22 protein-coding genes and 1 tRNA gene are annotated in these 25687 nt (G+C 70.0%); 12 read left to right on the forward strand and 11 right to left on the reverse strand.

Going from position 1 to position 25687, the window contains the following annotated elements; all coding sequences use genetic code 11:
• From AB0J39_RS19020 to AB0J39_RS19030, 3 genes are all read right to left on the reverse strand, one after another.
• Positions 1–659, reverse strand: a 659-nt coding sequence (locus AB0J39_RS19020) for a VOC family protein (protein ID WP_363466244.1), incomplete at its 3' end; no start/stop codon positions are given.
• A gap of 96 nt (positions 660–755) precedes the next feature.
• Complete coding sequence (locus tag AB0J39_RS19025) at positions 756–2378, reverse strand: serine/threonine-protein kinase (RefSeq protein ID WP_363466247.1); 1623 nt, start codon at positions 2376–2378, stop codon at positions 756–758.
• A gap of 200 nt (positions 2379–2578) precedes the next feature.
• Positions 2579–3403, reverse strand: a complete 825-nt coding sequence (locus AB0J39_RS19030) for a metalloregulator ArsR/SmtB family transcription factor (protein WP_363466250.1) — start codon at positions 3401–3403, stop codon at positions 2579–2581.
• Between the two features lie 792 nt (positions 3404–4195).
• Between AB0J39_RS19030 and AB0J39_RS19035 the strand changes: the two genes are divergently transcribed.
• Positions 4196–6892 carry a ricin-type beta-trefoil lectin domain protein gene (locus tag AB0J39_RS19035; RefSeq protein ID WP_363466253.1) on the forward strand — a complete coding sequence of 899 codons (2697 nt, stop codon included), beginning with the start codon at positions 4196–4198 and terminating at the stop codon, positions 6890–6892.
• A gap of 77 nt (positions 6893–6969) precedes the next feature.
• Here the strand turns inward: AB0J39_RS19035 and AB0J39_RS19040 are convergent, their stop codons facing one another.
• A complete protein-coding gene (locus AB0J39_RS19040; RefSeq protein WP_363466256.1) occupies positions 6970–7710 on the reverse strand; it encodes an ABC transporter permease in 741 nt (246 codons plus the stop codon).
• The gene (locus AB0J39_RS19045) at positions 7707–8411 is read right to left on the reverse strand and encodes an ATP-binding cassette domain-containing protein (RefSeq protein ID WP_363466259.1); all 705 of its coding nucleotides are present in this window, start codon (positions 8409–8411) and stop codon (positions 7707–7709) included. The genes AB0J39_RS19040 and AB0J39_RS19045 overlap by 4 nt, the downstream gene beginning before the upstream one ends.
• A gap of 87 nt (positions 8412–8498) precedes the next feature.
• Here AB0J39_RS19045 and AB0J39_RS19050 point away from each other — a divergent pair, with 87 nt between their 5' ends.
• Together AB0J39_RS19050 and AB0J39_RS19055 are read left to right on the forward strand one after the other, a co-directional pair.
• Positions 8499–9602 carry a sensor histidine kinase gene (locus AB0J39_RS19050; RefSeq protein ID WP_363466262.1) on the forward strand — a complete coding sequence of 368 codons (1104 nt, stop codon included), beginning with the start codon at positions 8499–8501 and terminating at the stop codon, positions 9600–9602.
• Positions 9599–10222: a response regulator transcription factor gene (locus tag AB0J39_RS19055; protein WP_363466265.1), complete on the forward strand. Its 624-nt coding sequence runs from the start codon at positions 9599–9601 to the stop codon at positions 10220–10222. The genes AB0J39_RS19050 and AB0J39_RS19055 overlap by 4 nt, the downstream gene beginning before the upstream one ends.
• Before the next feature lie 146 nt (positions 10223–10368).
• On the opposite strand, the gene AB0J39_RS19060 is transcribed toward AB0J39_RS19055, so the two are convergent.
• Together AB0J39_RS19060 and AB0J39_RS19065 are read right to left on the reverse strand one after the other, a co-directional pair.
• The gene (locus tag AB0J39_RS19060; protein WP_363466268.1) at positions 10369–10782 is read right to left on the reverse strand and encodes an RNA-binding S4 domain-containing protein; all 414 of its coding nucleotides are present in this window, start codon (positions 10780–10782) and stop codon (positions 10369–10371) included.
• 200 nt (positions 10783–10982) lie between these two features.
• Positions 10983–11057 (reverse strand) — tRNA-Arg (locus tag AB0J39_RS19065).
• Positions 11058–11205: 148 nt separating this feature from the next.
• Here AB0J39_RS19065 and AB0J39_RS19070 point away from each other — a divergent pair.
• The gene (locus AB0J39_RS19070) at positions 11206–11574 is read left to right on the forward strand and encodes a response regulator (protein WP_363466325.1); all 369 of its coding nucleotides are present in this window, start codon (positions 11206–11208) and stop codon (positions 11572–11574) included.
• 73 nt (positions 11575–11647) lie between these two features.
• Entirely contained in the window at positions 11648–12268 is a 621-nt protein-coding gene (locus AB0J39_RS19075; RefSeq protein ID WP_363466270.1) for a LysE family translocator, read from the forward strand.
• Here AB0J39_RS19075 and AB0J39_RS19080 read toward each other — a convergent pair whose 3' ends face one another.
• Complete coding sequence (locus AB0J39_RS19080) at positions 12269–12976, reverse strand: alpha/beta hydrolase (protein ID WP_363466273.1); 708 nt, start codon at positions 12974–12976, stop codon at positions 12269–12271. It abuts the gene before it with no gap.
• A gap of 81 nt (positions 12977–13057) precedes the next feature.
• On the opposite strand from AB0J39_RS19080, the gene AB0J39_RS19085 reads away from it, so the two are divergent.
• Both AB0J39_RS19085 and AB0J39_RS19090 read left to right on the forward strand, forming a co-directional pair.
• Positions 13058–13651, forward strand: a complete 594-nt coding sequence (locus AB0J39_RS19085; protein ID WP_363466276.1) for a TetR/AcrR family transcriptional regulator — start codon at positions 13058–13060, stop codon at positions 13649–13651.
• Positions 13652–13896: 245 nt separating this feature from the next.
• Positions 13897–14475, forward strand: coding sequence for a DUF5666 domain-containing protein (locus tag AB0J39_RS19090; RefSeq protein WP_363466278.1), 579 nt, complete (start codon positions 13897–13899; stop codon positions 14473–14475).
• A 52-nt stretch (positions 14476–14527) separates the two neighbouring features.
• On the opposite strand, the gene AB0J39_RS19095 is transcribed toward AB0J39_RS19090, so the two are convergent.
• Complete coding sequence (locus tag AB0J39_RS19095; protein ID WP_363466281.1) at positions 14528–15916, reverse strand: glycoside hydrolase family 16 protein; 1389 nt, start codon at positions 15914–15916, stop codon at positions 14528–14530.
• A 372-nt stretch (positions 15917–16288) separates the two neighbouring features.
• Entirely contained in the window at positions 16289–16801 is a 513-nt protein-coding gene (locus tag AB0J39_RS19100; RefSeq protein WP_363466283.1) for an anthrone oxygenase family protein, read from the reverse strand.
• A 76-nt stretch (positions 16802–16877) separates the two neighbouring features.
• Here AB0J39_RS19100 and AB0J39_RS19105 point away from each other — a divergent pair, with 76 nt between their 5' ends.
• Positions 16878–17825: an AraC family transcriptional regulator gene (locus AB0J39_RS19105; protein WP_363466286.1), complete on the forward strand. Its 948-nt coding sequence runs from the start codon at positions 16878–16880 to the stop codon at positions 17823–17825.
• Positions 17826–17897: 72 nt separating this feature from the next.
• Here AB0J39_RS19105 and AB0J39_RS19110 read toward each other — a convergent pair whose 3' ends face one another.
• A complete protein-coding gene (locus AB0J39_RS19110) occupies positions 17898–20648 on the reverse strand; it encodes a glycosyl hydrolase (protein ID WP_363466289.1) in 2751 nt (916 codons plus the stop codon).
• 409 nt (positions 20649–21057) lie between these two features.
• Here AB0J39_RS19110 and AB0J39_RS19115 point away from each other — a divergent pair, with 409 nt between their 5' ends.
• The 4 genes from AB0J39_RS19115 (at position 21058) to AB0J39_RS19130 (ending at position 25667) form a co-directional block, all read left to right on the forward strand.
• The gene (locus AB0J39_RS19115) at positions 21058–22359 is read left to right on the forward strand and encodes an extracellular solute-binding protein (RefSeq protein WP_363466291.1); all 1302 of its coding nucleotides are present in this window, start codon (positions 21058–21060) and stop codon (positions 22357–22359) included.
• 80 nt (positions 22360–22439) lie between these two features.
• Positions 22440–23462, forward strand: a complete 1023-nt coding sequence (locus AB0J39_RS19120; RefSeq protein WP_363466294.1) for a sugar ABC transporter permease — start codon at positions 22440–22442, stop codon at positions 23460–23462.
• Positions 23455–24279, forward strand: a complete 825-nt coding sequence (locus tag AB0J39_RS19125) for a carbohydrate ABC transporter permease (RefSeq protein WP_363466297.1) — start codon at positions 23455–23457, stop codon at positions 24277–24279. The genes AB0J39_RS19120 and AB0J39_RS19125 overlap by 8 nt, the downstream gene beginning before the upstream one ends.
• Positions 24276–25667, forward strand: a complete 1392-nt coding sequence (locus AB0J39_RS19130) for a GH1 family beta-glucosidase (RefSeq protein ID WP_363466299.1) — start codon at positions 24276–24278, stop codon at positions 25665–25667. Before AB0J39_RS19125 ends, AB0J39_RS19130 begins: the two co-directional genes overlap by 4 nt.
• Positions 25668–25687: the final 20 nt, after the last annotated feature.

The raw sequence follows: 25687 nt of genomic DNA on the forward strand, positions 1-25687 counted from the left end.
ACGTCGGCGGGCCTCGCGCCGAGCGCCCGCAGCCGCGCCGCCTCCGCGGCCTGGTCGTCGCCGGGGTAGGGCAGCAGGTCGAGGTGGACGCGGGTCCACGTCGTCATCGCGCCGGGCCTCGTGCGGACGAACTCGAGATACGGCCCGACGCCCTCGGCGGAGCGCAGCCTCGCGTGGTCGCCGGTCACCTCGTGCACGGTCCAGTTCACCGCCTCGCTCCAGAACCGGGCCATCGCCCGCGGGTCGGCGCACTCGACCACCACCGCGGCGATCGGCCCGGTGTCCCGGTAGATCTCCCGGGGCTCCAGCACACAGAACACGTTGCCCTCCGGGTCGGCCAGAACCGTCCACGGGACCTCACCCTGGCCCACGTCGGCGGGCCTCGCACCGAGCTCCCTCAGCCGCGCCACCAACTCCGCCTGATGGGCCGCGGAAGTGGTGGCCAGATCGAGGTGCACGCGATACCTCACCGTCTCGGGATCCGGGACGGCGACGACACAGACGGCGAGGGACTCAGGCCAGACGAAGCCCACGGGCCCGACACCTGTCACTTGAGGTCCCTCGCTGAAGACACCCCAGCCCAGCGCCTCCGCCCAGAACCGGCCCAGCGCCGAACTATCCCGGGCTTTGACGTTCACCAGACCAAGTCGCAGCGCCATGCCGCCCACCCTAGATCGGCTGTGGGCCCGCGCGCGCTCCGGCCGACGGGCGGCGACGGGCAGGTAGGTCCTGGCGACACCGCCGGTTCGGAATGCTCAGTCCCTGATCAGGAGTCCCCGGAAGGTGACGTCGCCTTCGTCGCCGTCCCATCGGTACGCGAGCCCTTCGCCGGTCTGGATCAGGGTGACCCTGCCCACGGCGCACGTGCCCAGCCGGAAGACCAGTGCCGTGCCGGAGCTACGGGTCAGCGCCAGACTCCCCCGGCATGAGCTGTTGGTGTCCTTCCAGCTTCCGGTGCGCCCGCCCGGCTCCAGCACGATCTGGACGTCGGTCTCGCTGGTTCCCACGAGCTGGTCGGGCTCCAGATGGCCGCCCCAGGTGCCGGCGAACGCGGCCGGGACCGTCCCGCCCGGCGTGGTCGACGGCACGGGTGCGGCCTTCGGAGTCGTCGCGGCGTCCCCCCCGGCGTCGCCCGTCGTCACGGTGTCGTCCGTCGCGGTGTCGTCCGTCGCGGTGTCGTCCGTCGTCGCGGTGTCGTCCTGTCCCGAGCCGGCGTCGTCCTGGGGCGCACCGCCGTAGTCCGTGACGGTCTCCCCCGGCGTGGCGTCGGCGGGCGGCGCCGGTGAGCCGCCGGTGTGGGAGACGGTCGTCGTGGCCGCGGGTGACGAGGTGACGGCCGTGCCGCTGGACAGCAGGCGCGGCCCCAGCAGAGCGGCGGTGACCGACACCGCGGCCACGGCGGTCACCGCGCCGGCGACGATCCCGGCACGGGAAGCCTGCCGACGGCCGCCCGCCCCGCTGGTCTCCGAGCCCGACGGGCGCGTCCCCGCCGACCCGTGGGCCGGGAGGATCGCGGTTGTCCCGCCCTGCCGTACGTCCTCCGGCCTGGTGGTTGCCGCCGCCGCGCCCGCCTGGAGCGGGTCGGGGGCTGACCCGACGAGTTCCAGCAGCAGGTCGCGGGAGGCCGGCCGGCGCGCGGGATCCTTGGCGAGGCATCGTTCGACCACCCCGCGTAGCGACCGGGGCAGTGCCGACGTGTCGGGCTCTGCGGTCAGGATCCGGTGCATGACGGCGGGGACGCCGGCGGCGCCGAAGGCCGCGCGGCCCGTGGCGGCGAAGACGATCGTGGCTCCCCAGGCGAACACGTCGCAGGCGGGCGTGGCCGGGTCCCCGGCGATCTGTTCGGGAGCCAGGTAGGCCGGGGTGCCGACCGGGCCCGCCGTGATCGTGTCACTCGCGCCGTGCCTGGCGATGCCGAAGTCCACCACTCGGGGGCCGTCCGGCCCCAGCAGCACGTTGGCGGGCTTGAAGTCCCGGTGCACGATCCCGGCCGCGTGAATGGCCGCCAGCGCCGTGGCCGTGCCGACGGCGAGGCGTTCCAGCTCGCCGCCTTCCAGCGGCCCGCCCGAATCGACCCGCTGCTGCAGGGACGGCCCGTCGATGAACTCGCTCACCACGTACGGCACCCGCCCGTCGGCCACCGCCGTCAGCACCCGGGCGGTGCAGAAGGGCGCGACTCCGCGCAACGCGTCGAGCTCGCGGACCAGCCGCTCCTTCACCGACGAGTCGAGCCCCGACTTGAGCACCTTCACCGCGACCGGTTCCCCGCGCGGCGATCGGCCGAGGAACACCACCCCCTGCCCGCCCTCGCCGAGCCGTCCGCTGAGTGTGAACTCACCCAGGACGCGCGGGTCGTCGGGCTCCAGAGGAGTGACCATGGCACCGAACCCTAGCGACGCGGGGGCGCGGTCCGGTATGCCTCACGACGAGCGGACGCCGGCCACGGAGACGAGCCCACGCCACTCCCTGTCGACCGGACAGCCCCTCATCGAGTCGCTTCTGTCGCCCTCCTTCGGGACGGTCGCCTCGGCAAGCCGGCCCGGCGGCTCGCGACGTCGTCGAGCCCCGATCGGGGAGGTCACGCATCCTCCGGCAGCGGCTCGCCGGTCTCCAGCAGCGACTTCAGGCTCGCCACCACGTTCGGCCAGCCGTGGCTGACCATCTCGGCCATGCTCGATCCGGGCTCGAAGCCGTCGTGCACGACGGTGAGCTTCACGACCTGCGCGGCGGCCTCCTCAATCGTGAAGGTGACCTTCGAGCGGGCCTCGCCGGACAGCCGGGCGAGCAACTCCTCGTCCCAGCCGAAGCGCTTGGCGAGCTCCGGGGTGATGGCGTGCCAGGTGTAGGAGAGCCGGCTGTAGGGTTCGGCCTCCAGCACGACCTGCTCCGGGTCGCTGATCAGCACGCCGTGGTTGTCCCAGGTCATGGTTGAGCCGACGGACCAGTCCGTGGTGAACTCCGTGGCCCAGTAGCGGCGGGTGAAGGCGGGCTCGGTCAGCGCCTGCCAGAGCTTCTGCGGCGTGGTGCGGATGTAGGTGGTGTAGACGAAGGTCGGTGCGTCCATCGGGGTCTCCTCGAGGGCGAGTTTCAGGTCCGCCAGGGCTTGGACCCTGGCCCGGTCGTAGCGGCTGATCCACCGATGGGCGATCTCGTGCACGGGCGCGGCGTTGAGGTAGTGCAGCTTCTCCCGGCCCCGCCGTACGGTCGCGACGAGCCCGGCCTCCTCCAGCACCGCGAGGTGCTTGCTGACGGACTGCCTGGTCATGTCGAGTCCGGCGCACAGCTCGCGCAGCGTCTGCCCGTTGCGGGCGTTCAGCGAGTCGAGCAGCGCGCGCCGGCTCGGATCCGCCAGCGCCTTGAACACCTCGTCCATGCCCGCCCTCGTACCCGGGTTGCCGTCCACGATATGCAGCCTTTCGGTTGCATGTAAGTTAGGCAGCCATATGGTTGCCTGTCAAGGCGCGGCCACCTCTGTCCGCACGCCGAGACGCACGCGTACGACTGGACGACGACAGGGTCAGCGCGCCACGCGGTAGTGGAGATAGACGACCCTCGGCCCGAAGGTGCGGGTCTCGACGAGATCGAGGGTGGAATGTGATCACATTTGAGCGATGAAAGTTTCACCAGCAAACGTGATTCACCACTGCTGAGACCAGCGCTCTGCGTATGACCGGCGGCGTCCCCCCGCAGCCCCCGAAAAGCCCACGATGTCGGGGAAGAGCACCCGGCGCCGCCAGGGGTGGACGAGGGTGCGCCTTCCCTCCCTCCTCGACTGCTGCGCGGCGCCCCTGCCGATGCGACATGCCCCTAGACATCAGTCGGCATACGTCATACGTTTCGTCCCGAAATGGCAGCGCCACGTCTGCCACAGATCTCTTAGGGCGTGTTATGAGGCGACCTCGCGCGCCGGCGGCGTGACCCTCGTCAGCGTGGGGCCGGTGTGGACGGCCAGGACTTCTCCACCACGGGCAGGCTCGTCCTTCGCGCGTACTGGAGGGCCGTGAGTCGCACATACGAATGCTCTCTGCGTGAGACCGGCCCGCCCCTCGCCCGCAAATATGCACGGCCCTCCGATCGACGCCCGCGACTGCAAGACAAGGCGCCACGTCCGCGCAATGGCACACCCGATGAGTTCTGCCAAGGCGGTGCGATTTCGCGGCGGAAATGTGCTCGGAACCAGCGAAAGGAACAGAGCGTGAAGTCAGCCCTGTCCACCACTGGGAAGGCGTTAGCAGCGCTTGCGGTGTTCGTCGCCGCTGTGTTGCTGCCGGCTTTCGCAGGTAATACCCCCGCCTCGGCGGCGACCCAGGCAACCTACTACGTCGCCCCCGACGGCAACGACGCCAACCCTGGAACGATCACGTCGCCGTTCAGAACCCTGCAGCGCGCGAGGGACGTCGTTCGCACGGTGAACGCCGGCATGACAGGCGACATCTACGTGTATCTCCGCGGGGGCAACTATCCGGTCGGCAGCACGATCGACTTCACGCCGGCCGACTCCGGCACGAATGGGTTCCGGGTCATATACGCCGCGTACCAGAACGAGACGCCGGTCCTCACCGGAGGCGTCCAGGTGACCGGATGGACGCAGCACAGCGGTAACATCTGGAAAGCCCCGCTGAATCGCAGCAATAAGCTCCGTGCGCTCTACGTCAACGACAAGCGAGCGTACATGGCTTCGAAATCGATAGGCTCGCAGGGGTGCTACGGCACCTACACCATCACGGCAGGACAGGCGTCCTGGGCGTGGGAATCGGGTTCGCAGTGCGCGGGAGCGAAATACAGTCTGAGCGATTTTCCCGCCATCGCCGCCAATCAGGACGACATCGAGATAGAGACGTCGACGACCTGGACCACGGCCATCGTGGGTGTCCGGCAGGTCACCACTGAGGGTTCGAACCGTATCGCTCTGTTCCAGCAGCCGGGAGCGGCCATCGCCCAGGGCGCCTTCAACGGCAACGCCCAGATCGGCGGCACCCACAAGGTCATGAACGCCTACGAGTTCCTGGACGCGCCGGGCGAGTTCTTCTTCGACAAGACGAGCCGGACGCTGTACTACTACAAGTCGAACTCGGAGGACATGACGACCGCGGCGGTCTGGGCACCGAACAATGTGTCCACCCTCATCAGGGTCGCCGGCACCTCCACGAGCAGCCGCGCCCGGAACATCACGTTCTCCGGCCTCACCGTCCAGCATTCCGACTGGAACCTGTTCAACGTGGCCGGCTCGGTGCTCAAGCAGGCCCAGCAGGGCAATCTCGGCGCGCTCGCATATGCCAAGCAGAACTTCCACGCCTACTACTACCGCAACGTCGACCTGGCGCCCGGCATGATCCAGATCGAGAACGCCGACGGGCTCGTGCTGCAGAACAATCGGATACAGCACACCGGTGTCGACGGAATCACCATGGCCAACGACGTGGTGAACACGCAGCTGATCGGGAACTACACCAACGACATCGCCGGATCCGCCATCTCCGTGGGCCACCCCCAGCATGTCTACATCGGGGACTACACCTCGTCGAACCGCGAGAAGTATCCCGCTCAGGTCGAGGGCGCCCCCAAGAACATCGAGATAAAGAACAACTACATCTACGACAGCGCCGTGTTGTTCAACGGGCACAGCCCCATCTCGGCGTACTTCGCCGACAGCCTGTCCATCCAGCACAACCGCATCGAGAAGACCCCGTGGTCCGGTATCACGCTCGGCTGGGGTTGGTGGAACTTCGATGGATCGTCAGGCTCAATCGCGCCCAACCGGCCGACCACCACGGCGAAGAACAACACCATCAGCTACAACCACATCATCGACACGGTGCAGCGCCTTAGCGACACCGCGCCCATCTACACGCTGGGCAGCCAGCCCGGGACCACCATCACCAACAACTATCTACAGGGCGTCCCGTCCGGTCACAAGTACGGACTCCACCCGGACGAGGGCTCGGCGTACATGACTTTCCGCGACAACGTCCTGAGCGTGGACAAGAACGTCACGTGGCTCATCAACTCCGACGACTTCGGGCGTAAGCATGATCTGAGCATCACGCAGACCTACGGCCCTATCAACAAAGTCTCGAACAAGAACCTGCCGAACAGCACGGTCCAGGACATCCTCGTATCCTCCGACTACGTCTGGCCGTCGCAGGCCTACGGCATCGCCGTGAACTCCGGACTCGAGGACGCGTACAGGAACATCATTCCGCAGAGCAATCTCTCTCTGCCGGATTACGTCCTGCCCGCCAGCACGTCCGTCGGCGCCGGGGTGACATCGATTCCCATCCGCAGCACCGGCGATGCGAGCAAGACGGTCTGGCTGGCCCCCTCGGGTACGACCTCCTTCGCCGTCGGCAACACGATGACCCGGGCAGGCGGAACCGCGACCTCCATCGCCGTTCCGACGTCGACCGGTGAATACCGGCTCTACGTCGTGGACGCCCAGGGCAATCGATCGGCTGAGTCGAAATCGCTCGTCAGGCAGGGCAACGGCGGCGGGACCGGCCAGCAGAGCGGCTCGATCGTCGGTGCCCAGTCCGGCCGATGCGTGGACGTCACCGGCGCCTCGGCGACCAACGGCGCGCAGGCGCAGCTGTGGGACTGCAACGGACAGACCAACCAGCGGTGGACGTACACGTCCGGCAAGCAGCTGCAGGTGTTCGGCAACAAGTGCCTGGATGCGTACAACCGGGGCACCTCGAACGGCACCCAGGTGATCATCTGGGACTGCAACGGACAGAACAACCAGCAGTGGAACCTGAACTCCAACGGCACCATCACCGGTGTGCAGTCCGGGTTGTGCCTGGACGCCAACGCGGCCGGCACCGCCAACGGTACGAAGCTCATTCTGTGGTCGTGCAACGGCGGCGCGAACCAGCAGTGGAGCCTGCGCAGCTGATGTGAGAGTCCTACCGGGCCGCGGGCGGTCATACACGCACCGCCCGCGGTCCACCCTCGACGCCGCTCCATCAGCGGTTATGCGCGGTTGTTGGCGAGAACCGCGATCACCAGCGGCGCCACAGCCCAGGCGCCCAGGACGGCGAAGGCGGCCGCGTCCGGCATGATGTCCGGCATCTGCTCGATGAGCTGGAGCACCGGATAGCCCGGCAGGACCCGGTTGACCACTTCGCCACCCGGCAACATCCGCCCGGCGAAGGGAACCAGCACCAGGAGCACCACGAGCACGGAGATGGCCACGACGCCGTTGCGGACGATCGCGCCGAGTGCCAGCCCCAGCATCGTGGTCATCACGATCGCGAGCGTGCCGCCGCCGATCACCGCCCATGCTGCGGCGGGTGGCAGCGTGAGGTCGAACCCGGAGGCCACCATGTGCCCGTACAGGTATCCGGGGATCGCGATGAGCAGCGAGGCGGCGACGGCGATCCCACCGAGCACGGACGCCTTGGCGAGCAACACCCGTGCGCGCGACGGTGTGGCGACGAAGGTCGTGTGGATCATCCCGGAGGTGTACTCACCGCTGATCGACATGGTGCCGAGCATGCCAAGCGGCAACTGAGCCAGCACGACCCCGACATAGACGGCCACGACGATCCCCATCGCCGCCTGCTCGCCCGTCCGTCCCGGGTCCCAGCGCGAGATCACCGTGGATGCGCCGAGCGCGGTGAGCGCGAGCGCCGTCAGCACTCCCGAGCCCAGGGCCCACCAGGTCGACCGCAACGTGCGCAACTTGATCCACTCAGCGGCGACGGCGTTCACGATGCGCTCCCCTCGATGATGTTCATGAAGGCGTCCTCCAGCGACAGCCCGGGCCGCACGAACCGCCCGATCTCCGTGTCGGCCAGCAGCCGGCCCCGCCCGATGACGATCAGGTGATCGGCGGTGACCGCCATCTCGTGCATGAGGTGGCTGGAGACCAGCACGGTCCGCCCTTCGGCCGCCAGCGACTTCAGCAGTCCGCGCATCCACCGGATGCCTTCGGGGTCGAGCCCGTTGAGCGGCTCGTCGAGCAACAGCACCTCGGGATCGCCGAGCAGGGCGGCGGCCAGACCCAGCCGTTGCTTCATGCCGAGGGAGAAGCCGCTCACCCGCTTGTGCCCCGCTTCGCCGAGCCCGACCAGCTCCAGCAGCCCGCCGATGCGCGTACGAGAGATCCCGTTGGATCTGGCCAGCCACTGCAAGTGCCGCTCGGCGCGACGTCCGCCCTGCACAGCGCAGGCGTCGAGCAACGCACCGACCTGCGTGAGTGGTCTATCCAATGTCCGGTACGGCACGCCGTTCACAGTGGCCCGTCCGGAGGACGGCTGGTCCAGTCCGAGGATGATCCGCATGGTCGTGGTCTTGCCCGCGCCGTTCGGCCCGAGGAACCCAGTGATCTTTCCGGGGGTGACGGTGAAGGACAGGTCGTCGACCGCGGCGCTCTGCCCGAAGCGTTTGGTCAAACCGGTGACTTCGATCATGTCCCTCACGATCCGCCTCGGCGGCCGGCCCGCACATCGGTCCTGAGACCGATACGCGCCGCCGAGCCCGTGGTTAGGGTCGAAAACGTGCGTGATCAGCCCCGCCCTCCCCTGTTGAGCCGGATACCGGACCGGGCCTGGGTGTCCCTCGACACCGTGGTGGCCCTGCTGCTGGCGGCCGGCTTTCTCGGGCTCATCGCTTCGCGTAACCCCGCGCCGCCCGACGCGCTCGACTACACGGTGGCCCTGGCCACCAGCCTGCCCCTCGCGGTCAGGCGCCTGTGGCCGCGGGCGGTGTTCGTGGTCGTGCTGGCCGGTGGGCTGGGGATGCGGGAGTTCCTCATCCCGCAGGCGGATCCGTTCGGCCTGCCGCTCGTGCTCTACACGCTGACCACCCGGAGCAGGGCGCTGCCCGCGCTGCTCGTGGCGGTGGCGGTGACCCTGCAGGGGGTACTGGAGTTCCCGCTGCGAAATCAGATGCTCGATCAGCTCGGGCTGGTGCTGGCGATCGTGGTGGCGGCCTGGACCACCGGCACCGCGGTACGGCAGCGCAGGCGCTACATCGAGCAAGTGTCCGTTCAGGCGGAGGAACGGGCCCGTGCCGAGGCGGCGAGGGAGCGCCTGCGCATCGCCCGCGAACTGCATGACGTCATCGGCCACAGCCTCAGCACGATCGCCGTACAGGCCGGCGTCGAACGGCACGTCGGCGACGCCGAGGAGATGCGCCGCGCGCTGGGCTCGATCGAGGAGACCAGCAGGTCGGCGCTGCGCGAGACCAGGCGCCTGCTCGGCGTGCTGCGAGAGGACAGCCCGGCAGACCTGGCCCCCGCTCCGGGGCTCGGCGACCTCGACGATCTCCTGTCCAGGACCAGGGCCGCGGGCCTGGAGGTGGAGTTGCGGCTCGACGGCGAGGTTCGGGGGGAGATGGAGCTCACGGTCTACCGCATTGTGCAGGAAGCGCTGACCAACGTGCTCAAGCACGCCGGGGCCCAGCGGGCGACGGTGCTGATCGAGCGGCAGGAGGAAGAGCTGGTCGTGGAGGTCACCGACGACGGCAGGAACGCGCGGGAGCGGCCCTACGGCCACGGGCTGACGGGGCTGCGCGAACGCGTGCGTCTCTTCGGCGGCGAGTTCGAGGCGGGCGTCCGCCCGGTGCGTGGCTTCCGGGTGATGGCGAGGTTGCCACTGTGATCAAGGTGCTGGTGGCCGACGACCAGGCGCTCGTCAGAGCGAGTTTCCGTCGGCTGATCGACAGCGTGCCGGAGTTCCAGGTGTACGGTGAGGCCGCGACGGGCACGCAGGCAGTGGCCATCGCCGCGAGCGAGCCGCCCGACCTGGTGCTGATGGACGTGCGGATGCCCGAGATGGACGGCATCGAGGCCACGCGCCGTATCTGCGCGGCGAATCCGCAGGCCCGCGTGCTCATCGTGACCACCTTCGACCTGGACGAGTACGTCTACGGAGCCCTCCAGGCCGGCGCCACGGGCTTCCTGCTCAAGGACACCCCGCCGGCCGAGCTGATCAGGAGTGTGCGGGCCGTCGCTTCCGGCGATTGCCTGCTGGGGCCCAGCGCCACGCGGCGGCTGATCGAGCGTTACGTGAGCTCACCGGCCCGTCACCTGGACATCACCGAACGCGAGCGGGAGGTGCTGGTCCTGGTGGCGCGCGGCCTGTCCAACGCGGAGATCGCGCAGACCCTGTACGTCACGCTGAGCACGGTCAAGACGCACGTCAGCAACCTGCTGCTGAAGCTAGACGCCCGTACGAGGGTTCATCTGGTCATCGCCGCCTACGAGGCGAACCTCGTCTAGCCGGTGCGGTGACCACGAAGGTTCGCCGGGTCGGTCGGCTCTCCACCAGCGGTTGTATCCGCACGAAGGCTGACGGTCGAAGCCCGCGTCAGTTTCCGTAGCCGACCGCATTCCTCACCCGTCGTGCGCGACACGACGGCGACCGCTCACTCCGGGCGTGTCCGGCGGTCCCGCCCTTCCACTACCGGGCGCCCGAGCAGCTTGTCGATGCTGCGGCGCTCGCGTTTGGTGGGGCGTCCCGCGCCACGCGCCCGAACGGCCACGGTCACGGCCTCCTCGCGTGGTGGAGGCGGAGGGCTCTTGTCGACGTAGCACTCGGCGGCCACGGGGGCGCCGACGCGCTTGGTGATGACGCGGGAGACGACCACGACGCGTTCGCGCCCCTCGTGCCGCAGACGAACCTCGTCACCGACCCGCACGACGTGCGCGGGCTTGACCCGCACCCCGTTGACCCGGACGTGACCGCCCCGGCAGGCGTCGGACGCGATCGAACGAGTCCTGGTCAACCGTACCGACCAGATCCAGATGTCCGCCCGCACGCCCACCTGCTCACCCGACACCCCGCCACTGTACTGAGAGCAGCGCGCTGCCGGTGTGCGAGCCCGCCTGGCCCCTGAAGCTCCGCTATCGGTGCGACGCCCACCAGGTCCTGATCAGGATCACGTCAAGGAGGGTGACCTGCCCGCTATGCAGGCGCTCACAAAGCAAATCGCCGACCCGCCTGATGGCGGATCGGCGCCGGGAAGTGTTTCCCTTCTGCTGGTGCCCCCTGCAGGATTCGAACCTGCGCACCCGGCTCCGGAGGCCGGTGCTCTATCCCCTGAGCTAAGGGGGCTCAACCGCTGATAAGGCTACCAGCACTTGAAGGCCGTTCGTCACATCAATACGGCCGCCCGGGAGTGTGCGCCCGTAGATCAGCGAAAACCGCGCGCCCACCCCGTCTCATTGCTAGCTTTGCCGCCGTGAGCGAGCTTCTGGGACGCGTGCTGGTCGTGGATGACGACGAGGTCATCCGGCAGCTCATAGCGGTGAACCTGACCCTGGAGGGGTTCGAGGTCGAGACCGCCTACGACGGGCAGGACTGCTTGGACCGCGTCCACGACGTGGATCCCGATGTGATCACGCTCGACGTGATGATGCCGCGTCTGGACGGCTGGGAGACGGCCAGGCGGTTGCGGGAGGACCCGAGCACCCGGCACATCAAGGTCATGCTGATCACGGCCCGGGCCCAGGAGGACGACCGCAGGCGGGGATACGACGTCGGTGTCGACGCCTATCTCACCAAGCCGTTCGACCCGGCCGAGCTGATCCAGAACGTACGGGACCTCGCCAAGGGCCCCGGCTCGCTATGAGCGGATTGGTCCACGCACACGGCGGCCGATTGGCCCGGGAACACGGGACGGAACGCTTCTAGCCTCGGCAAGCGTGATCGATACTTCGACGTTCCTGGTTTTCACGGCGACCTCGGCCGCTCTGGTGGCCGTGCCTGGGCCCAACCATCTCTACATCGCCGCCCGGGGAGTCACCCAGGGCCGCCGCGCCGGGGTCGCCTCGGCCCTGGGCGTGGAGACGGGCACGCTGGTCCACATCGCCGCCGCGGCGGCCGGGCTGTCCTATCTGCTCGCGCGGTCCGCGGCGCTGTTCGCCGCGGTGAAGTGGGCCGGCGTCGCCTATCTGGTCTATCTCGGCGTCCGCGCCCTGACCCGCCGGGGCACCGGCGGCGACGAGCCGAGGCCGCAGCCGCTGCGCCGGGTCTTCCTCGAAGGCGTCGTGGTCAACGTGCTGAATCCCAAGACCGTGCTGTTCTTCCTGGCGTTCCTGCCCCAGTTCGTGGACCCCTCGGGCGACGTGCCGGGGCAGGTCCTGCTTCTCGGCCTGGTGATCGCCGTCATCGGGCTGGCCTCCGACCTCGCGTACGCGCTCACCGCCGGGTCGCTCGGGAGGCGGCTGCGCGCGAGCACGCTCAGGTACGCCTCGGGGCTGGTCTACCTGGCGCTCGCCCTCGTCGCCGCGCTCGGCGGAGCCGGGCGTACGGCGCGGGGGTGATCAGGCCGGGCAGCCGGAGATGGTCTCGGCGGCGGCGTCGACGAAACGGGCGAGCCAGGCGGGGTCGGCGAGCACGGTCAGATGACCCCGGCCCGGCACGTGCGTGAGGCTGCCGTTGGCGCAGGCCCGCAGGAACGCCTGCTCGTCGGCCCGGAACGGGTCGCGGGCGCCGTTCACCAGCCAGACCCGCCCGGGATAGGCCGCCAGGGAGGCGAGAGGGTCCTCCGCGGTGACCGCCGCTATGACGGGCGCCACGACCTCGCTGCTCAGTCCGCCTTCGATCATGGCCTCGCCGGCGGCGCCCGGCAGCATCCGGCGCAGCGCGAAACGACTGACCCGGTCGGCCCGCTCCGGGTTGCGGGAGGCCAGGCGCCCCAGGAACCGGTAGGCGTGCGCGATGGGCTGGTTTGGGCGCGTCGTGCACCCCATCGCCACCAGGCCCGCGACGAGGCCGGGATGCCGTGCGGCGGCGGCGATGCCGACGTAACCGCCGAGGGACAACCCCACGACGAGCGCCCGGCCGCCCAGGCCGGTGATCGCATCCGCCACGACGTCGCAGGCCGCCTCCGTGTCGTACGGCCGGCCGCGTCGGCGACCGTGACCGGGCAGGTCGGGCGCTGCGGACGGGGCCCGCAGCAGCGCCCGGACCGGGGTCCACATCGTGCCGCTCACGCGTGTGCCGTGGACGAAGACCACCGGCAGGCTCATGACACACCTCCTTAAAACAACGCACCGTTGCGTTGCACTCATCCAGTAAAACACAACGGCGCGTTGCAGTAGGCTCCCGGCATGGCCCCACGCAAGAAGGACGACATCCTGAACGCCACGCTGCTGCTGCTGGCGGAGAAGGGGTACGAAGGCCTGACCATCGAGGGCGTGGCCGAACGGTCGGGGGTCAACAAGACGACGATTTACCGGTGGTGGCCGTCCAAGGCCGCCCTGCTCGGCACGGCGCTGGTGGAGGCGCGGGCGCTCGACTTCGACGTGCCCGACACCGGCAGCCTCCGTGGCGACCTCCACGCGCTGCTGGACGACCTGGCGCGGCTGGTCACCACTCCCCCAGCGGCGGACATCGCCGTCGCGGCGCTCGGGGCCGCCGCCAACAACCCCGAACTGGCGGCGGCGGCCAAGGGCTTCTTCGCCGGCCGGTTCGCCCGGGAGCGCCCGATCTTCGAGCGGGCCCGGGAACGCGGCGAGATCGGCGATGACGCCGACCCGATGACGATCATGGATTTGCTCGCCGGCGCGGTCTGGCTGCGGGTGGTATTCCGGCAATTGCCTCTGGACGATGGCTTTACCGCGCGGGCGGTGAGCGCCGTACTCGATGGGGTAGGGCGGCCAGGGGATCCGAAGGCAGGCCGACCGGCGCTCACCGGCGGCTGACCAGGCGGATCGGGCGGATCGATCGGGCGGCCCGGGCGGGCACGCCCGTGGCGGCCTCGACGGGCTCGCCGGCGCCGCGCGCTCCATGCGCGGCCGCGTGCGCCCGGCCCATCTTTCCCGCGGACGTTCCAGGACCCGCCGCGGTCACGTCCGCTCACGTCATTCGCGCACATCCCAGCCGCGCCGGCCACGTCAGGCCGCACCGCGTCATGCCGTGCCCGGCGCGGAGTGGAGGGAGCACACCGATGACCACTTCCAGCAAGCCGCCGAAACCTCACGTCAAGCGGCCCCGGCTCCTTCTCGGAGTCGCCGCGGCGCTCGCTGTCGCCACCGGCGCCGGCCTCGCCGCGGCCGGCGCTCCCGGTCAGGACCAGCCGCGGTACGCCCAGGCGGCCCAGATGCGGCCGGGCCCGGAGCAGTTCGGCATGACCGACCTCGCTCTGCTCCAGCTCGGACCGGCCGGGGCACAGGCACAGCCCAGCCCGTCCGGCGACTACCAGACCTTCACCAGCCAGACGGGCGCCGTGGACTCGCTGCAGGGCAGCACCCTCACGGTGAACGGCCGCGCCTACACGGTCGACGAGTCGACCAGGATCGTCGCCGACTACAAGGGTCTGCAGGGCATCCGGCAGGGCGACCAGGTCTGGGTCGTGGGCACGACCGGGAACAGCCCGAAGGCGATCATCGTCGCGGACGCGAGCCGGCCGGCGCTGCCGGGCCACGGCGGCGGTGGAGCGCCCCCGACGGGGGCCCCGCAGACCCCGACCGCGCCCGCGACACCCAGCGAGACGGCGTCGCCGGAGACCGTCACACCCACCGAATGACGCCACTCGTGGTCCACGGGCGGGGACCACCGCGGCCCCCGCCCGGGCGAGCTCACGACGTGGCGAACGTGAACCAGTTGAGGTTGACGAAGTCGGCCGGCTGGCCGCTGCTGAAGGTGAGGTAGACGGTGTGGGTGCCGGTCGTCGGCGCGATGTTGGCCGGGATGGTCGTCCACGTCTGCCAGCCACCGGTGTTGCCGACGGCGAAGTCGCCGATGGGAGTGGCCGTCGGGCTGTCGAGCCGCACCTGTACGAGGCCGCTCACGCCGGCCGCCGCACCGGAGGCGACCCTGGCCTTGAACTGCCGCGCCGCCGTCGAGCCGAAGTCGACGCCGTCGTAGCGCAGCCAGTCGCCGTTGGAGATGTAGGCGACGTTCTGGCCGCCGCCGGTGTCCTGGGTCGTCTCCACCTGCGTGCCGCTCTGCGCCTGGTGGTTCTCCGCCTGGATGGTCGAGCGGGCGTCCACGCCACCCGGCGGGGGCGAGCTCGGCGACGGGCTGCTGGTGGCTCCGCTCTGCCACACGGCCACGTAGTCGACCACCATGGGCCGTCCGGACACGGTGGCGGAGGTCGGTGTGGAGAACCCGGCGACGCCGTTGGGGAAGCCGCCGCCCATGGCGACGTTGAGCAGGATGAAGTAACCGGCGTGGGAGGTCATGTTCGACCAGGTCGTGGCGTCGAGCTGGCTCTGGCTGATGCTGTGGAACTGCTGGCCGTCCACGTACCAGCGGAGCTGGTTGGGGGTGATGCTGCGGTCCCACTCGAAGCGGTAGGTGTGGAAGGCCGACTGGCAGGTCGAGCCCGGGCAGGCCCGGCTCGCGCCGATGCCGTTGGTCTCGCCGCACGCCCCGCCGGGGTTCACGCCGCAGTGCAGCACGCCCCAGACTGAGTTGATGCCGTTGACGTTCTCCATGATGTCGAACTCGCCGATGGCGGGCCAGTTCTGGTAGTTGCCGCGGTACGGCGAGCCCAGCGCCCAGAAGGCCGGCCAGTAGCCGAGGGCGGCGTTGCCGGTGACGTTCGGCATCTGGATGCGGCCCTCGATGCGCAGGATCCGCCCGGCCGCGGGCTTGAAGTCCGTACGACGGGTCTCGATGCGGGCGGAGGTCCAGTTCTGACCGCTGCCGATCGGGGTGATGCGCAGGTTGCCGGAGCCGTCCAGGCTGACGTTGGCGGGGTTGGCCGTGTAGTTCTGGATCTCGCCGGTGCCCCAGTTCGAGGGGCCTCCGGGGTAGGAGTGGCCGGTGTCGATGATCCAGTTGGTGGACGACGGGAGCGATCCGGCCGCGCCGGTGAAGTCGTCCGACCAGACCAGCGACCAGCCGGACGGCGTCCCCGGGACGGACGCGTCGGCGGGCCGTACGGCGAGGGCCATGACCGCGGCGGCCGCGGCGAGCAACGCCAGCATCGAGCGCCGCCATGGGGAGTGGAGCACACGCATGAGTACCTCTCTCCTCGGTCCGGTCGTCGCGGCGGGGGGATGGGGGGTGCGGGCGGCCTCACGGAGTGGAGACGGCAGACGTCTGCCGGAAGGCCGGACGGCGGCGTCCGGAGGGGGCCGTGAGAGCCCGCGCACCGCGACCGCGGACCACTTGAGCGCCACTGTCCCCTCTGGGTCTCACTGGCGTCAAGAGGGTCTGTGAAATTCGAGAGAGCGTTCTCTCGGCCACATTCCCAGTGAGTGGCTCCAACGGAGAGCGCTCTCCTGCAAGAGGCCGATCGCCGTCTCTCGTCGCGGACATGCCGGTGCCCGCCCTCAGGGGTCTGGGCACCGGAACTCGTGGGGCTACTTCAGGATCGGGACGCGGCCCGGTCAGGAGCCCCGGCCCCAGCGGTAGGCGCCGTACCCCATCAGCAGCAGGCTCACCCCGCCGGCCACGGCCCGCCAGGTGTTCCAGGTGGTCCACCGGGACGAGTAGTCCGACCAGAGCCGCGCGGCGGTCTCGGTCAGGTCGCCGTGGGCCGCCGCGGCGGCCAGGGCGTCGTTCATCGGCACGTTCACCGCGGCCGTCGTCAGGATCACGCCGGCCGCGTAGACCGCGGCCGCGGCGAAGAACGGCCAGGCCGCGCCGGAGTGAGGGGTGGCCAGCAGGAAGGCACCCGCCCCGGCGGCGGCGACCGGGGCGAGGACGAACGCCGCCAGGAACACCGGGTTCTGGATCTTGACGTTGATCGCGTTCATCGCGTCGATAGCCGAGGAGGCCGGCATCGCGTTCAGTCCCGGCATGACGCCCACCGAGAACCCGAAGAACGTGCCCGCCATCCCGGCGGTCATGAGCGTGGACAGGGCGGCGGAGGCGGCGGCGAGGAGGTACATCATGGTCATCAGTGAACCGGCCGGCCGCTCCGGGCGACATCGTCGAGGATCTCGGCCGCATATCCGGGCGTCTACGATTCCCGGCATGGACGCGCTGGCCGATCTCCTGGACGGGCCCCGGGCGCGCGGGGCGTTCCTGCTGCGGGCGACACTCAGCCCGCCCTGGTCCGTGCGGATCCAGGACGAGGCGCCGCTGTGCCTGGTCGCGATGGTGCGCGACCAGGCGTGGATCACCCCGGACGGCGACCGGGCCGTACGGGTGGGGCCCGGCGACGTGGCGGTCGTGCGCGGTCCCGGCCACTACACGGTCGCCGACGACCCCGCGACCGCGCCGCGGGTCGTGATCCACCCCGGGCAGGTCTGCACCACGCCGGACGGCCGCGGCATGTCGGCGGAGATGGACCTGGGCACGCGCAACTGGGGCAACGACCCGGACGGCTCGGCCGTGATGCTCATCGGCACCTATCAGATGCGCGGCGCGGTCACCCATCGGCTGCTGGCGGCGCTGCCGGCACTGCTGGTGCTGCGCGGCGACTCCTGGGACGGCTCCCTGGTCACGCTGCTCGGCCGCGAGATCGTCAAGGACGAGCCGGGTCAGGAGGTGGTGCTCGACCGCCTGCTCGACCTGCTGCTGATCGCCGTGCTGCGGACCTGGTTCTCCCGCCCCGACGCGCAGGCCCCGGGCTGGTACCGCGCGCACGGCGACCCGGTGGTGGGGCCGGCGTTGCGGATGCTGCACGCCGATCCGGCCCGTCCCTGGACGGTCGCCGAGCTGGCGGGCCGGGCGGGGGTCTCCCGCGCCGCGCTGGCGCAGCGGTTCGGGAGACTCGTCGGCGAGCCGCCGATGGCCTACCTGACCGGGCTGCGGCTGGCGCAGGCGGCCGACCTGCTGCGTGAGACGGACGCGACGCTGGAGACGGTGGCCCGCCGGGTGGGGTACGGCACCGCCTTCGCGCTGAGCTCGGCCTTCAAGCGGGAACACGGCGTGAGCCCCCAGCGGTACCGCGAGAGCCTGGGACGCGCGACCGGCTGAAAGCCGCCGCTGGGGCGGCACGCCGTTCCCGGCATGCCACCCGCCGCGGTCGTCGTCCGTCAGGACCGTTCATCAGGACGTGGCGAACGTGAACCAGTTGAGGTTGACGAAGTCGGCCGGCTGGCCGCTGCTGAAGGTGATGTAGACGGTGTGCCTGCCGGTGACGCCCGTGATGTTCGCGGGGATCGTCGTCCAGCTCTGCCAGCCGCCGGTGTTGCCGAGGGCGAAGTCGCCGATCGGGGTCGCCGTCGGGCTGTCGAGCCGCACCTGTACGAGGCCGCTCACGCCGCCCGCCGCGCCGGAGGCGACCCTGGCCCTGAACTGCCGCGCCGCCGTCGGCCCGAAGTCGACGTTGTCGTAGCGCAGCCAGTCGCCGTTGCCGATGTAGGCGACGTTCTGCCCGCCGCCGGCGTCCTGCGTCGTCTCCACCTGCGTGCCGCTCTGCGCCTGGTACGCCTCGGCCTGGATGGTCGAGCGGGCGTCCACCCCGCCCGGAGCGGGCGACGGGGATCCCGAAGGGGAAGGCGACGGGGACGGGGACGGCGAGGGTGACGGGGAGGGCGAGGTGGACCCGCCCGCGCTGGTCGCCGTGGATCGGGCCGGCACGGTCAGGGTCCTGCCGTCCGAGAACCTCACGACCCTGGCCGACGTGCCGAAGTTGTGCGCGACGTACGTCCGGGTGGAGCCGCTCGCGAAGACGGCGGCGGTCGGGCTGTCGGCCGTCACGCCGGGGTCGACCGTGCCCATCCTGGCCAGGTTGTAGATCCAGTGGTAGGTGTGCGCCAGCGACTCCCCCGACTCGGGCGCCAGCGTCGTGTATCCGGCGTCCCACGCGCTCTTCGCCGCGGCCGGGTCGGCCAGCGCCCGGAACTGCCAGACGACGTCCTTCCACTCGACGGCCGGGCCGCCGTTGTTCGCCTCCATCTCGGACAGGTTCTGCCTCACGTCGTCCTGGTAGAGCCCGTGGTAGAGCGACCCGCCGGTGACCGGCAGCATGTTGATCCCGTGGATCTCCTCGGGGTTGGCCGTCCACCAGGTCGAGTACGCCGCGCCGGAGCCCCAGACCATGCCGGCCGTGTCGTGCCCGAACCCGGCCGGGAAGACCGCGTCGTCCTTGTCGAACCAGTACTGCGCGATCGCCGACGACTGGGTCGTGTAGAGGTAGACGCCGAGGTCGCGCAGGGCGGTGTCCCCCGTCGCCGCGCCGAGGAGTATCGCCCCGGTCGCGAAGTTCATCGCCTCCGACGACGACTCCTCGTTGTTGCCCGCCGCGAACCCCTGGTGTCCCGACGCCCAGCCGTTGCCGGCGTACGGGTCGAAGTTGCGCAGGAACGGGAACCGGGTCTCCGACCTGTCCCCGTTGTCGGCGTCGGCGGCCAGGAGCTTGGCCATCGGCGCCCAGCTCGCCGCCCAGGACGAGTCGTACCTCGCCACGGTCGCGGCGGCCATCAGGTAGTAGCCGTAGTGGAAGTGGTGGTCGTTGACCTCGGTGTCGCTGCCGTACGAGGCCGGGTAGCCGGTGAGCACGCCCCAGGTGGCGTCGTAGCGGAACTGCTCGGCTCCCCCGGCCGTGAACCAGCTCTCCAGCTCGCCCTTCAGCAGGCCGAGCAGCTTGTCGCGTGAGGCGGTGTCGCCGAGCTGGTCGGCGATCGGCACGAGCTGGGCCAGCCGGCCGAGGGCCTTGCCGGTCCAGTAGGTGTCGGTCGCGCCCTTCCACGGGTCGGCCGCGTTCGCCTCCTGCCTGACGTAGCTCCCGAGCCTGGTCCTGTCGTACGCGCCGAGGTCGGGCAGCGACGGCAGCACCCCGTGGAACGTCTGGACGGTGCTGAACGACGTGCCCTCGCGCAGCTTCATCGTGCCGCGCGGCGAGACGTAGGCGTACGACGTCAGCGGGCTGTTCGTGGCCAGCCACTGGTGGCGGTAGAGCGCCAGCAGCGTGCCGGTCTGCGTGCCCTCCTTGGCCGAGGTGGTCGCGGTGTAGGTGGTGGTGAGCCGCGCCGACGCCTCGTCGTACGACCAGGTGACCCTCGTGCCGGTGACGAAGCTGAAGGCGTACTTCGCGAACAGGTCGAGGGTCGAGGCGGACGCGTCGGGCAGCACGGCGACCGAGAAGTAGTTCTTCCCGCCGAGCGCGTCGGTCGCCACCGTGCCGCTGAGGCTCCAGTCGGTGCCCGACGGCCCGAAGATCCCGTAGTGATGGCCGTTCACGGTGACGCCGAGGACGTTGCCCCGGTCGGCCCAGACCGTGGGCGTGGCCACGAACGCGACCCGGGCGTCGCCGCCGCTCGGCGTCGCGTGGACGTACGGCAGGCCGTGCCCGATGGTCGCCTTCAGCGAGCGCGCGCCGTCCGACCAGTACGGCGTGACGGTCCAGTCGGACCAGTCGTCCACCTTGGTGTCGGGCGAGTTCAGGCCGGTCACGCCGAGTGTGAGGTCGCGGGCGTGCGGGAACTCGTACTGCCGGCCGTCGGAGCTGATCAGCGGCGTGGTGGGGTAGCTCACCTCCAGCCCGCCGGCCACCGCGCGGAAGGTCAGCGGGTGGCCGTACATGTTCTCGGAGTACGGGTTCCCCGCGTACCGCTGGAAGGCGAGCGACGACCACCAGTCGTTGGTGGGCACCTTGCGGGTGACGTTCGAGGTGACCTTGGGCGTGACCGGGGAGCCATTGGAGTCGGCGGGCCCGCCGGCTCCGGCGGGCAGGTCGGTGGTGTAGCCGCCCGCGCCGACCGGGACCGTGGCGGCGCCGGCGGGCAGGGCGGGCAGGGACAGGGTGAGGGCGGTCAGGACGGCGAGGCCGAGGGTCCTGACGGGACGGAATGGCATGTGCGACCTCCGCTGGGGGGTCAACGACTGCGGGAGGCGGAACTCCTGCCGGCCCGTGATCCGGCAGCATCGCTGGAAGCGCTCTCAGCGCCGCTGACGCTAAGCGGGTTGCAACCCCTTGTCAACGCGGAGAGAAAGTTTCACGGAGATCGAGAAAACGCTCTCTCTTCGCCCTCGGCCCACGGCCCGGCGATCGATCCGCGCCCCGGCCGCCCCTCGCACCGGCCCGCGACAGGACGCCCGCACGCTGCGCGAATAGTCGTGGGAGCGCTCTCACCAGCGGTTTCGTCCTTCGGAGATAACGGGAATCGTTACTGATCCAGCCCTTGACGACCTCACAGCCGACTCCCACTCTTGTGCGAGAGCGCTCTCTTCAAGATCGATTTTATATGGGACCCTAGGAGGGTTCATGGGCACTCCCTACCCGGGCCGCCGGGCCGTCCGGTTCGTCGCCCCCATGCTCGCCGCCTCCCTGCTCACGCTCACGGCGTGCGGCGGAGGCGGATCCGGCACCGGGACCGGCGGCGGCCAGTCCACCGAGAAGGTCAAACTCAGCGTCGGCCTCTTCGGCGACTTCGGCTTCAAGCCGCTGTACGAGGAGTTCAAGAAGACGCACCCGAACGTCGAGATCGAGGAGCGCCAGGCGGCGTTCGCCGACCACCACACGAACCTCGCCGCGCACCTGGCCACCGGGGCGGGCGCCGCGGACGTCGAGGCGATCGAGGTGGGCTACATCAGCCAGTTCACCTCGCAGCCCGACAGGTTCACCGACCTCAAGCAGTACGGCCTCGACAAGCGCCAGGGCGAGTACCTCGACTGGAAGTGGCAGCAGGGCCTGGCCCCGGGCGGCGCGCTCCTCGGCCTCGGCACCGACGTCGGCGGCCTGGCCATGTGCTACCGGACCGACCTGTTCGAGAAGGCCGGCCTGCCGAGCAAGCGCGACGAGGTGTCGGCCCTGTGGCCCACCTGGGAGCAGTACATCGAGACCGGCAGGAAGTTCGCCGCCAAGGCGCCCAAGGACGCCAAGTTCTTCGACAGCCCCGGCGAGATCTTCCGCGCCATCATCGCCCAGGCCCCGGTCGGCGTGTACGACGCGCAGGACAACATCGTCGTCGCCACCAACCCCGACGTGAAGAAGGCATGGGACCTGTCGATCCAGATGATCGACGCCGACCTGTCCGCCAAGATCGGGGCCTTCACCCCCGAGTGGAACACCGGCTTCGCCAAGGGCTCGTTCGCGACCGTGATCTGCCCCGCGTGGATGACCGCCTACATCCAGGACCAGGCCAAGGACTCGGCCGGCAAGTGGGACATCGCCACCGTCCCCGGCGGCGCGGGCAACTCCGGCGGCTCCCACCTCACGGTGCCCAAGCAGAGCAAGCACCCCAAGGAGGCCGCAGAGCTGATCGAGTTCCTGACCTCGGCGCAGAACCAGGCCGCGGTGTTCAAGGCGATCGGCAACTTCCCGTCGATCCCCTCGCTGTACGAGCAGCCCGACATCCAGAACTTCACGAAGGACTTCTTCAACGACGCCCCCGTCGGCAAGATCTACTCCGACGCCGCGAAGAACCTCAAGCCGCAGCACCTCGGCCCCCGCGAGGGCGACGTGCGCACGGCCATCGGCAACGGCATCGGCCGGGTCGAGCAGGGCAAGCAGTCGCCCGACGAGGCGTGGGCCCAGGTCCTCAAGGACCTGGAGGCGATCAAGTAGTCCGTCGCCGGCAGGGCCCCCGGCGACCGCGCCCGGGGGCCCTGTTCAGGTCGTGTCTGCCCTCCCCGAGGAGATCTCCCATGGCAACACCCCCGGGCGGGTCCGTGCGGACCGTGACGCCCTCCCCCGGCGGCCCTCCGGCCGCCTCGCGAACTCCCGCACCCGCGAAGACGGCGGCGGGCTGGCGCTCCCGGCTGCACCGGCTGGACCGGCAGGCCTCGCCGTACGCGTACGTCGCGCCGTTCTTCCTGCTCTTCGCCGCCTTCGGCATCTTCCCGCTCATCTACACGGCCTGGGTGTCGCTGCACGACTGGAACCTGCTGAGCAGCGACAACCCGTTCATCGGCCTGGACAACTACACCGCGCTGTTCGCCGACGGCTACTTCTGGAACGCGGCGTTCAACACGCTGTCGATCGGCGTCCTGTCGGCGGTGCCGCAGCTGCTGCTCGCGCTCGTGCTCGCGCACCTGCTGAACCGGCCGCTGCGGGCGCAGACGCTGTTCCGCATCACGCTCCTGCTGCCCAACGTGACCAGCGTGGTGGCCGTGGTGGTCATCTTCAGCCAGCTGTTCGGGCGCGACTTCGGCCTGATCAACATGGTGCTCGACTGGCTCGGGTTCGGCCGGATCAACTGGCAGGCGGGCGTGGCCAGCTCGCACGTTGCCATCGCCGTCATGATCATGTGGCGGTGGGCCGGCTACAACGCGCTCATCTACCTCGCCGCCATGCAGGCCGTGCCCAAGGAGATCTACGAGGCGGCGACCCTCGACGGCGCGTCCAGCTTCCGGCAGCTGTGGGGCATCACGCTCCCGATGATCCGGCCGACCGTCATCTTCACGGTCATCGTCACCACGATCGGGTCGATGCAGATCATCGCCGAGCCGCTGCTGTTCGGCGCGCAGGTCAGCAACGGCGCGGCGGCCACCGGCGGCACCGACCGCCAGTTCCAGACCCTCGCCCTCTACCTGTACGAGAAGGGTTTCCGCAGCTTCGAGTTCGGCTACGCCTCGGCGGCGGCGTGGATGATGTTCCTCCTCGTGGTGGTGGTCGTGGGATTCAACTATCTCGTCGTCCGGCGCATGCGGGGAGGCCTCGATGTCTAGAGCGCTACGCGGGCATCCGCTCACCTATCTCACCCTCGTCGCGGTGGCGTTCTTCTCTGCGTTCCCGGTCTACTGGAGTGTGATCGTCGCCTCGCACGACAACGCGGCGCTGGCCGAGGTTCCGCCGCCGCTGCTGCCCGGCGGCAACTTCTTCGCCAACGTGCAGCGGGTCTTCGACACCGCGCCGTTCGCGCTGGCGCTGCTCAACTCGTTCGTGGTCGCGGGGACGATCACGGTGTCGGTGATGTTCTTCTCCACGCTGGCCGGCTTCGCGTTCGCCAAGCTGCGCTTCCGCGGGCGCAACGCGCTCCTGCTGATGACCGTCGTGACGATGATGGTCCCCACGCAGCTCGGCATCATCCCGCTCTACATGCTGATGATCAAGCTGGAGTGGACCGGCACGATGTACGCCGTGATCGTCCCGGCGCTGGTCAACGCGTTCGGCGTGTTCTTCATGACGCAGTACCTGAGCCGCGCGCTGCCCACCGAGCTGCTGGAGGCCGGCCGGATCGACGGGTGCAGCACGGCCCGGCTGTTCTGGCACGTCGTGCTCCCGGCCGCACGGCCGGCGGCGGCGGTGCTCGGAATGCTCACGTTCATGACGGCCTGGAATGATTACTTCTGGCCATTGGTCGTCCTCACCCCCGACAATCCAACCGTGCAGGTCGCGCTGTCGCAGCTCGCCAGCGGCTACGTGCGGGACTTCACGCTCGGCCTCACGGGCACGGCGGTGGCGACCCTGCCGCTGGTGCTCATCTTCGTCCTGCTCGGCAAACAGATCATCGGAGGAATCATGCAGGGAGCTGTGAAGGGATGACCGCGACGACCATGGCTGCTCGGGGGACCGGATCGTCCAAGTTGGTCTTCCCTGACGGCTTCGTCTGGGGCGCCGCCACGGCGTCCTACCAGATCGAGGGCGCCGCCGCCGAGGACGGCAGGGGTCCGTCGATCTGGGACACGTTCTCGAAGGTCCCGGGCAACGTGGCCGACGGCCACACCGGCGACGTCGCCTGCGACCACTACCACCGGTACGCCGACGACGTCCGGCTCATGACCGGCCTGGGCCTGGCGGCCTACCGGTTCTCGGTGGCCTGGCCCCGGATCCTGCCCACCGGGGCGGGGCGGGTCAACGCCGCCGGCCTCGGCTTCTACGACCGCCTGGTGGACGAACTGCTCGCCCACGGCATCACGCCCTACCCCACGCTCTACCACTGGGACCTGCCGCAGGCGCTGGAGGACGCCGGCGGCTGGGCCGTACGGGACACGGCTCAGCGCTTCGCCGACTACGCCGCCGTCGTGCACGAGCGGCTCGGCGACCGCGTCCGCACGTGGACCACACTGAACGAGCCGTGGGTGGCCGCCTTCCTCGGCTACTGCTCCGGCGTCCACGCCCCGGGCAGGCGCGACCCGGCGGCCGCGTTCCGCGCGGCCCACCACCTGCTGCTCGGCCACGGGCTGGCGGCGCAGTCCCTGCGCGCCGCCGGGGCCGCCGAGATCGCGCTCACCCTCAACCTCGCGCCGATCATCCAGACCGACGATGGCCGGGAGGAGGCCGCCCGGGTGGACGCGCTGATGAACCGGCAGTTCCTCGACCCGGCGCTGCGGGGGCGCTACCCGGAGGAGATGCTGGAGATCGCCGCACGCCACGGCGGCCTCGGCCACATCGGCGACGGCGACCTGGACGTCATCCACCAGCCGATCGACCTGCTCGGCATCAACTACTACAACCCGTCCTTCGTGTCGGCCCGGCCGGGCGAGCCGGCCAACCCCGCCTTCCCCGGCACCGAGGGCGTCCGGTTCGAGCCGCCGACCGGCCCGACGACCGCGATGGACTGGCCCATCGAGCCGTCCGGCCTGGAGACCCTGCTCGTACGGCTGTCGCGCGACTATCCCGAGGTCGGGCTGCTCGTCACGGAGAACGGCGCGGCCTTCGACGACCGGCCCGACGGCGATCGGGTGCACGACGACGACCGGATCGGCTACCTCGACGGACACCTGCGGGCGGCGCACGCCGCGATAACCGCGGGAGCGGACCTGAGGGGTTATCTCGTATGGTCTCTCCTGGACAACTTCGAGTGGGCCTACGGCTACCACAAGAGGTTCGGCATCGTGTACGTCGACTTCGAGACCCAGCGACGCGTTCCCAAGGACAGCGCGCTGTGGTATCGAGACGTCATCGCACGCAACGGGCTGGGGAGTGCCTGACGAACGCTTGATCGTCAGGC

The organism is Microbispora sp. NPDC049633, from assembly GCF_040675265.1.
In the GTDB taxonomy this organism is placed as follows: domain Bacteria; phylum Actinomycetota; class Actinomycetes; order Streptosporangiales; family Streptosporangiaceae; genus Microbispora; species Microbispora maris.